Raw genomic sequence first — 10,995 nt, 5'->3', positions numbered from 1 at the left:
GGTATTTTTAAGGGGGCAGGTTATGAAAAAAGAGATTTCTAACCGGAGATTGCTCTGGGTTTCTGGTACGGGCTGGATGTTTGACGCGATGGATGTTGGGATGCTTTCCTTCATTATTGCAGCATTAAGTGTGGAGTGGGATTTAACGGCCCAACAAATGGGCTGGATTGGCAGCATTCAATCGATCGGAATGGCGGTCGGGGCATTACTTTTTGGCTTAATGGCAGACCGAATTGGCCGTAAAAATGTTTTTATCATTACCTTATTATTATTTTCAATTGGAAGCGGGATTTCCGCATTTGCCACATCGATTACGATTTTTCTTATATTAAGATTTTTTATTGGAATGGGCCTAGGCGGCGAACTTCCTGTTGCATCGACTCTTGTTTCGGAAAGCGTTCCGGCAGAAAAACGAGGGAGAATCGTGGTGTTACTTGAAAGCTTTTGGGCTGCCGGCTGGCTGATTGCAGCAGTCATTTCCTATTTTATTATTCCGAAGTTTGGCTGGCAGACAGCCTTGTTAATTAGTGCGACACCTGCATTGTATGCTTTATATCTACGTGTTGGATTACCCGACTCGCCTAGATTTGAAGCGATTAAGGATAAAGAAAAGATTTCTGCCTTCCAAAGTATCGCTAATTTATGGACCAATGAGTATCGCCGCAGAACAACGATGTTATGGATTGTTTGGTTCTGTGTTGTCTTTTCCTATTATGGCATGTTTTTATGGCTCCCGAGTGTGATGGTGTTGAAAGGTTTTAGTCTCATTAAAAGCTTTGGATATGTGTTGATTATGACGCTTGCTCAATTGCCGGGTTATTTTACAGCTGCATGGTGTATTGAAAGGTTCGGCCGGAAATTTGTCTTAGCTGTCTACCTAATTGGTACGGCAATCAGTGCTTTTATGTTTGGAAATGCAGAGTCGACGGCCCTGTTAATCACATCAGGAATTCTTTTATCCTTCTTTAATCTTGGGGCATGGGGCGGATTATATGCCTATACTCCAGAACAATATCCTACCATTATCCGCGGCACTGGTTCAGGTTCAGCAGCGGCATTTGGCAGGTTAGGTGGGGTGCTGGGCCCCTTATTGGTAGGATATCTGGTAGCACAAGAAACATCGATTGCCACTATTTTTACGATCTTTTGTATCTCGGTTTTCATCGCTGCATTAGCCGTTATCTTTTTAGGAAAAGAAACAAAAAACAAAATATTAGTATAATATTTTTAGGTGAGAGAGATTTCTATTTAGGAATCTCTCTTTTGTTTTTTAACACAGTATGATTTTAATCCTTTAATGCATAAAAGCCCTAAAATCATCTATTTAACCCTATGACAATAGTAGGAATTCATAATTATATTAATTTTTCAGAATTATATTAAAATAACGCAGATACTACTAGACGAACAGGAATTTATTTTGTACAATGTTTTCAGAATATTATCTTTTTTTAAACATCTCGGAGATAAACAACGGGTAAAGGGGACTATTCAAAAATAGGGGGTATAGACAGTGAGAAAGAAAAAACTAGCAGGTATTTTTATGTCGTTCATGATGGCGGCAGGTGTTATGGCAGGCTGCAACTCATCAAGTACAAGCGGGGAAAAGGATGGCGAAACTGTTAAAATCGGTGCCAACCTTGAACTTTCAGGCGGGGTAGCTTCTTACGGTCAGTCGATTGAAGAAGGTCTGAAATTGGCCATTGAAGAGATCAACAAAGAAGGTATTGATGGCAAAAAGTTGGAGCTCGTAACCTTCGATAATAAATCTGATGCGGCGGAAGCAACAAACGGTGCCATTAAGCTAATCAGCCAAGATAAAGTTTCAGCTATCGTGGGAGCAGCTACAAGTACAAATACATTAGCACAGGTGGAAATTGCTCAGAAAAACAAAACTCCATTGATCACACCAACTGGAACAAACTCGACAATTACAAGCAAGGATGGAGTCCTTAATGACTTTGTATTCCGTACTTGTTTTATCGATCCATTCCAAGGGACTGTAGCGGCTAACTTTGCTTCAAAAGATCGTAAAGTAAAAAATGCAGCGATCATTATTGACAGCTCCAGCGACTATTCAAAAGGTCTTGCAGCATCTTTCCAAGAGTCATTTGAAGGAAATGGCGGTAAGGTTGTTGCTGAAGAAGCATATGTAGCAAAGGATACTGATTTCAACGCAATCTTAACGAATATCAAAGCAAAGAATCCAGAATTCATCTTCCTTCCTGGATTTTATGAAGAAGTTGGATTAATTATCAAGCAAGCTCGTGCACTTGGAATTACTGTTCCTATCATGGGCGGCGATGGCTGGGACTCTCCTACTCTAGTAGATATTGCAGGTGCGGATCCGTTAAACAACACATTTATTACAAATCACTATTCTTCTGGAGATTCTGATCCAAAAGTACAAGATTTCGTAAAAGCGTTCGAAGGTAAATATGATGGTAAATCTCCTGATGCGTTTGCTGCGTTAGGCTATGACACTGCTTACTACCTTGCAGATGCCATTAAACGTGCAGGAAGCGGCGACCCTGAGAAAATCAAAAAAGCACTTGAAGAAACAGACGGCCTTGCGCTTGTATCAGGTAATTTGAAGCTTGATAAGAACCATGACCCTATCAAAGCAGCTGTTATCTTAGAATACAAAGGCGGCAAGCAAGAATTTAATACAAAAGTAAATCCTTAATAGACAAATTTTATAGTGGAATAAAAGAATAGGGAGAATGGAAATCTCCCTATTCCTATTTAGATGATATTTTCCTTATTTTAGGAGGAGACTTAGACATGGAATTTTTACAACAGCTGGTCAACGGGGTGTCGTTAGGCAGTATTTATGCCTTGATTGCCCTTGGTTATACGATGGTCTACGGAATTGTAAAATTAATTAACTTTGCCCATGGAGACGTCTTCATGGTCGGTGCATTTATCGGTTTCTATTCTATTACTATATTAGATTTAGGATTTTTTCCTTCCCTGCTCATTTCCATGGCAACTTGTGCCATCTTAGGGGTTTTAATTGAAAGAATCGCCTATAAACCTTTGCGTAATGCCACCAGGATCGCGGCACTTATTACTGCGATTGGCGTATCCCTGCTCATTGAATATGGGATGATTTATGTTCGTGGTGCTCAGCCAGAGGCTTATCCAAGCGATCTTATTCCGGCAACAAGCATTGATTTCCTTGGAGTTAAGGTAAGCAGTCAATCATTGTTGATATTAGGTACATCTGTCGCTTTAATGATTTTATTACAATTTATTGTTCATAAAACAAAAATTGGAAAAGCAATGCGTGCAGTTTCCCACGATATGGATGCCGCAAGACTGATGGGAATTAACGTAAACAACACCATTTCCGCAACGTTTGCGATTGGGTCAGCGTTAGCAGGTGCAGCGGGTGTTGCTTTTGGAATGTACTATACAAAAATTGAGCCACTAATGGGGATTATTCCAGGTCTTAAAGCCTTCGTTGCGGCCGTACTTGGCGGTATTGGAATTATTCCAGGCGCAATGGTTGGCGGCTTGTTATTGGGTGTCATTGAGTCGCTTGTAAGTGCTGCGGGCTTCTCATTATGGCGAGATGGCGTAGCGTTTGTTGTACTAATCTTAATTTTGATTTTCCGTCCAGCCGGTTTATTCGGTAAAAATGTACGGGAAAAAGTGTAAGGGGGGCTATAGCGATGAATATTCTCAAATCAGCGAAAGGTTTTTGGTCATCAATCGTTTTAGCCATTGTTTTTGGTGTTGTCATGCAATTTTTAATTACCGGAGAAATAATTAATTTCTTTTATGTAAACACACTTTATTTTATTGGTATCAATATTATTCTTGCTGCGAGTTTACATCTGATTATTGGAATTACCGGTCAGTTTTCGATTGGACATGCAGGCTTCCTTGCTGTAGGCGCTTATGCCTCTGCGATTATTACAATGAAATTAGAGCTTCCTTTCGCGCTTGGATTAGTGGCGGGAGGAGTAGCAGCTGCCATTGCAGGCTTAATTATTGGTATTCCTACACTTCGGCTAAAAGGAGATTATCTAGCAATTGCCACGCTTGGGTTTGGGGAAATTGTCCGGATTGTCTTTTTAAATATTGAATATGTCGGCGGAGCAAGCGGAATGACCGTCACGCAGCTCACTACTTGGCCATGGCTATTTGGAAGTATCCTTTTAACACTTCTTGTCATCAGGAACTTTACCAATTCAACTCATGGACGAGCTTGTATCTCTGTTAGAGAAAATGAAATTGCGGCTGACGCCATGGGGATTAACACTACTTACTATAAGGTAATCGCGTTTGCCATCGGTGCCTTTTTTGCCGGTGTCGCGGGTGCCTTATATGCGCACAACTTTTTCATTATCCAGCCGACAAACTTCGGTTTCTTAAAATCTTTTGATATCTTAATCTTTGTCGTTCTAGGCGGGTTAGGAAGCATGTCAGGTGCAGTATTGGCTGCAATCCTGTTAACGATTGTTTCTACCTTCCTGCAAAGCTATCCTGAATTACGGATGATTATTTACAGCTTAGTATTAATCATTATGATGCTTTACCGTCCACAAGGAATTATGGGAACAAGAGAATTAACCTCATTCTTTAAGTTTGGAAAGTCTGCAAAAGGAGGAGTCAACGATGACAGCAAACAACCCGTTGCTTAAAGTAAATAATGCAGGCATCCGTTTTGGCGGATTAAAGGCTGTTTCTGACGTGAACCTCGAATTAAAGCAAGGTGAATTAGTAGGGTTAATTGGACCGAATGGTGCCGGTAAAACAACATTCTTTAACTTGTTAACAGGCGTCTATGTACCAACTGAAGGCAGTATTGAGTTGGATGGAGATAAATTAAATGGATTAGCACCCTATAAGATTACTAAAAAGGGAATCAGCAGAACCTTTCAAAACATTCGTTTGTTTAATGAATTGTCGGTGCTTGATAATGTAAAGGTAGCCTACCACTCCCTTGCTAAGCACTCCATTATGAGTTCAATCTTCCGTCTCCCTAAGCACTTTTCAGAGGAAAAATATATGGAGGAAAAGGCGATTGAGTTTTTGAAAATCTTTCATTTAGATAATGTTTTGCATGAAAAGGCAAAGAATCTGCCGTACGGTCAGCAGCGCCGTCTAGAGATTGCCAGGGCGCTGGCAGCGAATCCGAAATTATTGCTGCTGGATGAACCCGCAGCGGGTATGAATCCACAGGAAACAGAAGAATTAATGAATTTAATTGCCTTAATTCGTAAAAAGTTTGATTTAACCATTCTTTTGATTGAACATGACATGCTCCTTGTGATGGGGGTATGTGAACGAATCTATGTGCTTGACCATGGTCAGCTTATTGCGGATGGGACTCCCGAGCAAATCAGAAATAATCCAAAAGTCATCGAAGCATATCTTGGGGAGGAGGTTTCGTAATGCTGAAAATTGAAGATATTAATGTATATTATGGCAATATTCATGCCTTAAAGGGAGTTTCTCTCGATATTAATGAAGGCGAAATCGTTACCTTGATTGGAGCGAATGGAGCAGGAAAAAGTACGCTGTTAAAGACGATTTCCGGATTACTAAAGCCAAAGAACGGCAGTATTTTGTTTGAGGGTCAATCCATTTCTGGCAAGGTAGCACAGGCGATTGTAAAACAAGGGCTTTCACATGTTCCTGAAGGGCGCCGTGTGTTTGCCAATATGTCAGTAGAGGAAAATCTCGAATTAGGGGCATATTTACGAAAAGATAAGCAAGGCATTAAAGAGGACTTTGAGAAGGTCTACAACCTGTTCCCGCGTCTGCTAGAGCGGCGTAAGCAGCTGTCTGGTACACTATCAGGCGGTGAGCAGCAAATGCTTGCAATGGGCAGAGCCTTGATGGCACGTCCGAAGCTCTTACTATTAGACGAGCCTTCAATGGGACTAGCTCCCCTTTTAGTTAAGACGATTTTTAGAATCATTGAAGAGATTAACAAGTCTGGTACTACCATCCTGTTGGTGGAGCAGAATGCGAACATGGCATTATCGATTGCAGACCGTGCCTATGTTATTGAGACAGGAAAAATTGTCCTTTCAGGCTCTTCCGATGAATTAAATCAAAGTGACCAAATAAGAATGGCCTACCTAGGCGGGCATTAAAAAGACGTGTGCTTCACACGTCTTTTTTGATTACATTTTTGCGTTCTGATGTTGTGTTTCTAGTTTGAATTGATGGCGAAGCTTTGGCTGGAAGGCATGTTTGATTTTAATTGCATACTCTTCATACAGCTGCTCTAAACCAACTAATGCAAGGGAGAAGAAGTTCGCATAATTTTTTTGAACCTCCCACTTTAACTCGTTCTTACCACAAATACTATATTTATTTAATTCTTCAATTTCTTTATGAATCTTTGCTAATTCCACTTGCTGTTCTGCCTCAGAAAGAGAAAGGACATAATCAATCTTTTCAATGTAGGCTGGAGATTTTTCAATCTTGCCTTTAATTTCTTCGTAGCCAGCTTGGTCAATCAGACCATATTTTAATTTAAAATCATTAAGTTTTTGCGCAGAATCATAGGTTGAGTTCAAGATATCATCGCGTGTCATCTGTGTTGTTTCATAGCTTAGCATATGCTTCCATGATGGCTGGGTAATCGCCTTGCGGTGGTCCTCAAGGGTATGACAGAATTTTTTAAAGCCGTGAAGCTCTGGATTTTCAAAAGCTGGGCTTGCAGGGTCTAGGAACGGTGCAAGCGGCGCGACAAAGTAGAAAAGTCTAGGATCTTGATTACAGGCCAGATGGATTTCTTCACAGAAATCAATGTTTTCAATCGCACTTTGGTAGGTCTGGCTAGGAATACCTGTCATGAAGAATAAATCGATTTTTTTGGCACCATGTTTTAAGGCGAAATTAAGCGTTTCAATCACTTTAGGATTCGTACAATTAAACTTCCCATTGTAGTGTCTGATTTTTTCATCATGGGTTTCAAGCGTAATTTCAATGCTGTATTTTGGACAACTTTCATTCATCATTTGGAAAAATTCTTCGCCCGCATATTGGAATATTTCAAACACGATTTCATTTTTGAGAGTAAGCTCTTTAAGACGGCTGAAAAATTCTTTTACATATTCACGTCCTCCCTGGCGAAGGTCATGCAGGATAAAGATTGGTGCACGGCTGAAGCGTGAAATAAATTGAATGTCTTCGACAAGCTTTTCTGGCGACCGCAACGCTAAAGAGCTTCTTCCGCAGTTTTGATCATAAGCGTCCTTTGAACCGCCGCAGATGAGACAGTTTTGCGAGCAGCCTCTTGCTGTCAGTAATGCCGTATTTGGATATTGCAGCCAGCCATTGTACGGCAGTGGATCAAGGAAGTTACGATATTTAAAGACAGAGCGGACGGTGTAACGATAGCCTGGTACATCAATATCATCCAAATCCTTTGGTACATAAGTGATGGGGTTATAACCAATCTCACTGCCTTTTTTCCAGGTTAGATTTGGAATGTCAGCATAGTGCATATTTCCAAGTTCCAATTTATTCATCAGCAGCAGCATAAGCTTTTCTGTTGAGTCGCCACGCATAACGAAATCAATAAAAGGATATTTAATAAGCTCTTTATGATAATAGGTAGCAGATAAGCCCCCGAAAATCATCGGTGTATCAGGATGAAGTTTCTTAACTATCTTAGCCAACTCAATACTGCCATGTGCATGCGGCAGCCAATGAAGGTCAATTCCGAAAGCACGTGTTTTGATTTTTTTAAGCTTCTTTTCTACATCAAATTTTTCACTCATCAGCATCCGGTTCGCGATATTGATAATTTTTACACGAAGGCCGAACCGTTCTAAATAGTCAGCAATACTTGTTAGACCAATGGGATACATTTCGAATACCGGTGATGACGGCACGACATCGCTGATCGGACCTGCAAGCAGTGAATTTTTACGAAAGTCATATACACTTGGGGCGTGTAAAAGGACTAAATCATACTTCATATAAGCCACCCTTTTCATTTTTATCAAGTTTATATTTTACTATTGTGAATGTTTTCACATATTATCTTTGATTTAAACGTGGCAAAGTGATAAACCAGATAAATTCTTGCCAAAATCCACTACTGTAATTATTTTCTAACTACCTTTATCTTACTATAATAATGGATTAATAGAGTGACAAACGGGTGACAACAATGTGGAGATTGCGTGGAAACTAGGTACTACAAAAGTAGTACGGAAGAATAATCCTTTAGCAGAATAGGAAATGAACCATTCATTTGCCATAATAGTAATAACAAACCTAAAGGGTTTGTCCCAGTATCGGTCAGTGAAAGTCATTGGACCGGTCTGGGATTTTTTGCGACAACAAAATTTCCCAATTAACCTATTAAAAAATCACTTGTTAACGAAGAATGTATTAGGTACATTTTTAACAGAATATTAAAAATTTTTTAATGATAGGGAGAGGAATGGATGATTGAGTCTTCAGCCTTACAGATTAAGGAACGGCAGTCTAAGCTATTTTTACTAGTCGTCTCGTGCGTCGGCGGCTGGTTTTTCGTAAAACATGGTTTATTAAAATTAGCAGAAATAAATCAGGCAATGATTTTAGTCCTTCTAGTTATTTTCTTATTCATTGTGGAACTGTTTCCCCTTCCTGTATGGAAGGGAACGATCACCATTTCCTTTCCTCTTGTCTATGCTATTTATGTTATGGAAGGTCTGGCATACACCATTTTTACCTATGCACTTGTTGTCTGTGCTGTAAATTTGTTCAAAAAGCGGCCGCTCCGGATTGTGTTTTTTAATCCTGCTTTATTAATCGTCAGTTTTTATTTTGCCTATGTGATTGGCGATTATTTGTTTTCACATTATTCAATGGATGGAAAACCAAAGGTGCTGATCGGCATCATTCATTTCACCTCTATTATGGTTCCTTTTTACGTTATGAATAATGTACTTGTGGATCTCCTTCTAATGATTAGGCCGCAAACCTATAATTTTCGGGATTGGTGGCAAAAAACAGGGCAGGAAGTTAATAGTTTGACATTTTCTTTTATTTACCTTTTTTTCTTTCATCTTTTTGGGAATCAAAACAGAGGTGAAATCGACGCAATCGCCTTTTTTTTCTTCTTTTCCCCCCTTGTGTGCTTTGCCTTATTAAGTTCAATTATTGCGAATTTAAAGAGGGAAAAGGCTAAACTTAAAGCACTATTTAGCATTTCTTCAGAACTAAATAAGAAAATGGCTGCTGCAGATTGGCTGGATTTTTTGAAGGACAATCTAAAGGAATTTATTGATGTAGATGCATGGGTATTGTTAAAAAAAGATAGGGATAGTTGGAATTTAAAGTTTGCGGTAGGTTTAGCAGTAGAAAATCTATCTTTAAGTGATGAAAGGATTCAGGGTTTCGATAAAATAAAAAGTTTAAGAGTTTATCCGAATACAAAAGAGTCAGGGGGTCCTGCTAATGGATTATTGGATCCTGAGATTCATTCCTTATTATATGCGCCTTTAATGTTGGAGGAGGAGATCGTTGGACTTTTTATATTTGGAAGGAGCCGAACGAAAAGCTTTGTTGAAGAAGATAAGCAGGCGGCTGCTACGCTTGCAAATCAATTAGCTGTATTAATTAAGACAAGATGGCTGATTGCGGAACAGGAAAAAAGGTTGATTTTAGAGGAAAGAAATCGGATTGCCAGAGATATCCATGATGGTGTGGCACAATCACTTGCCGGAGCGATTATGAATCTAGATACAGCCAATCGGAAATTCATGAAAACACCTGAAGAGTCTCAACAGTTGATGGTTGAAAGCACTGTTAAGTTACGAAAGTGCCTTAAAGAAGTAAGGGAGTCTATTTATGCCCTCCGCCCATATCCAACAGATAGAGAAGGGCTTTTATCGGCGATAGCAACAAAAATTAATGGGATCCAAAAGGAACACAGTGTGCCTATAAAGTTAGAAACCAGAGGTCCAGTGTTCCACCTCAGTCCGATGGTGGAAAAAATTATTTTTGATATTTTCCAAGAAAGTACCCAAAACGCACTGAAACATGCAGAGGCAACAAAGATTGATATATTAATTAGCTTTCAAAAGGAACATGTCCTCTTAAAGGTAAAAGATAATGGAAGTGGATTTTCACTTTTTCAGGCGATGATTAAAGCACGAAATCATCCCCATTTTGGGATATTGCACATGAACGAAGCGGCCGAAAAGATACAAGCATCGCTGCAGGTAGATAGTAAAGAAGGGGCTGGTACGGAGATAACGTTAACTGTACCTAGAATGGGCATAGAGGGGGCGGTAATCCATGATAAGGCTAATGCTGGTCGATGACCATGCGGTATTGAGGGATGGTCTGAAAAATATATTGGGTATGGAATCAGATATTGAAGTAGTTGGTGAAGCAGTAAATGGAGTTGAGGCACTGGGGAAAGTAGAAGAATGCATGCCAGATGTCATCTTAATGGATATTAATATACCTGAAAGGAATGGGATTGAAGTTACCGGATTGATAAAAGGAATTTATCCTGCTATAAAAATATTAATCTTAACCATGTACAATCATGATGAATATTTCCTTTCAGCCATTCGTCAGGGGGCAGATGGATATTTATTAAAGGATGCACCCTCAGATCATGTCGTAGATGCGATTCGTGCTGTAGCGAAGGGACAATCTGTTATTCATCCTTCAATGACCAAAAAGTTTTTAAACTTTTCTTTTCAGAAAAAAGAGAATGCGGCAGTGGAAAAAAAGGAGTCTTTGCTGACCGAAAGAGAAAAGGATGTCCTTCTCTGCCTTGTAAAAGGAATGAATAATAAAGAAATCGCCCAAAATCTATTTATTAGTGATAAAACAGTAAAAATCCATGTAAGCAATATTTTTAAAAAACTTGAAGTGAAAAGCCGCTCACAAGTAGTTATTTATGCAGTGCAAAATCAGTTGATACCTTTATCGTAAGACGGCCAGCCTGGTCGTCTTCTTTTTTAGTCAAGAGACTACTACCTTTGTATGAGATAAAATAGTACTTCTACCTTC

The 10,995-nt window shown here is 39.5% G+C and carries 9 protein-coding genes; 8 read left to right on the top strand and 1 reads right to left on the bottom strand.

The features are described 5' to 3' along the window. Window positions 1-22 precede the first annotated feature (22 nt). The 6 genes from ACIQAA_RS10250 to ACIQAA_RS10225 all read left to right on the top strand — a co-directional run bounded on the left by ACIQAA_RS10250 (window position 23) and on the right by ACIQAA_RS10225 (window position 6,113). Window positions 23-1,222, top strand: coding sequence for an MFS transporter (locus ACIQAA_RS10250; protein ID WP_402618491.1), 1,200 nt, complete (start codon window positions 23-25; stop codon window positions 1,220-1,222). Between the two features lie 291 nt (window positions 1,223-1,513). Further along, on the top strand, window positions 1,514-2,686 hold the full coding sequence (locus ACIQAA_RS10245) for an ABC transporter substrate-binding protein (protein WP_402618488.1): 1,173 nt from the start codon (window positions 1,514-1,516) through the stop codon (window positions 2,684-2,686). A 98-nt stretch (window positions 2,687-2,784) separates the two neighbouring features. Further along, window positions 2,785-3,663 (top strand): branched-chain amino acid ABC transporter permease, encoded by an 879-nt coding sequence (locus ACIQAA_RS10240; RefSeq protein WP_402618486.1) that lies wholly within the window; start codon window positions 2,785-2,787, stop codon window positions 3,661-3,663. A gap of 14 nt (window positions 3,664-3,677) precedes the next feature. Then, window positions 3,678-4,652 (top strand): branched-chain amino acid ABC transporter permease, encoded by a 975-nt coding sequence (locus ACIQAA_RS10235; RefSeq protein ID WP_402618484.1) that lies wholly within the window; start codon window positions 3,678-3,680, stop codon window positions 4,650-4,652. Then, on the top strand, window positions 4,627-5,406 hold the full coding sequence (locus ACIQAA_RS10230) for an ABC transporter ATP-binding protein (protein WP_402618481.1): 780 nt from the start codon (window positions 4,627-4,629) through the stop codon (window positions 5,404-5,406). The genes ACIQAA_RS10235 and ACIQAA_RS10230 overlap by 26 nt, the downstream gene beginning before the upstream one ends. Beyond that, entirely contained in the window at window positions 5,406-6,113 is a 708-nt protein-coding gene (locus tag ACIQAA_RS10225; RefSeq protein WP_402618478.1) for an ABC transporter ATP-binding protein, read from the top strand. The genes ACIQAA_RS10230 and ACIQAA_RS10225 overlap by 1 nt, the downstream gene beginning before the upstream one ends. A 30-nt stretch (window positions 6,114-6,143) precedes the next feature. Here the strand turns inward: ACIQAA_RS10225 and ACIQAA_RS10220 are convergent, their stop codons facing one another. Then, the gene (locus tag ACIQAA_RS10220) at window positions 6,144-7,952 is read right to left on the bottom strand and encodes a TIGR04190 family B12-binding domain/radical SAM domain protein (RefSeq protein WP_402618475.1); all 1,809 of its coding nucleotides are present in this window, start codon (window positions 7,950-7,952) and stop codon (window positions 6,144-6,146) included. Between the two features lie 474 nt (window positions 7,953-8,426). Here ACIQAA_RS10220 and ACIQAA_RS10215 point away from each other — a divergent pair, with 474 nt between their 5' ends. After that, window positions 8,427-10,292 carry a GAF domain-containing sensor histidine kinase gene (locus tag ACIQAA_RS10215; protein ID WP_402618472.1) on the top strand — a complete coding sequence of 622 codons (1,866 nt, stop codon included), beginning with the start codon at window positions 8,427-8,429 and terminating at the stop codon, window positions 10,290-10,292. Then, window positions 10,267-10,917 (top strand): response regulator, encoded by a 651-nt coding sequence (locus tag ACIQAA_RS10210; protein ID WP_402618469.1) that lies wholly within the window; start codon window positions 10,267-10,269, stop codon window positions 10,915-10,917. The genes ACIQAA_RS10215 and ACIQAA_RS10210 overlap by 26 nt, the downstream gene beginning before the upstream one ends. The last annotated feature ends 78 nt before the right edge of the window (window positions 10,918-10,995 follow it).

The sequence above is a fragment of the Neobacillus sp. NPDC093182 genome (genome assembly GCF_044754045.1).
This window is presented reverse-complemented; position numbering and strand designations above follow the sequence as displayed.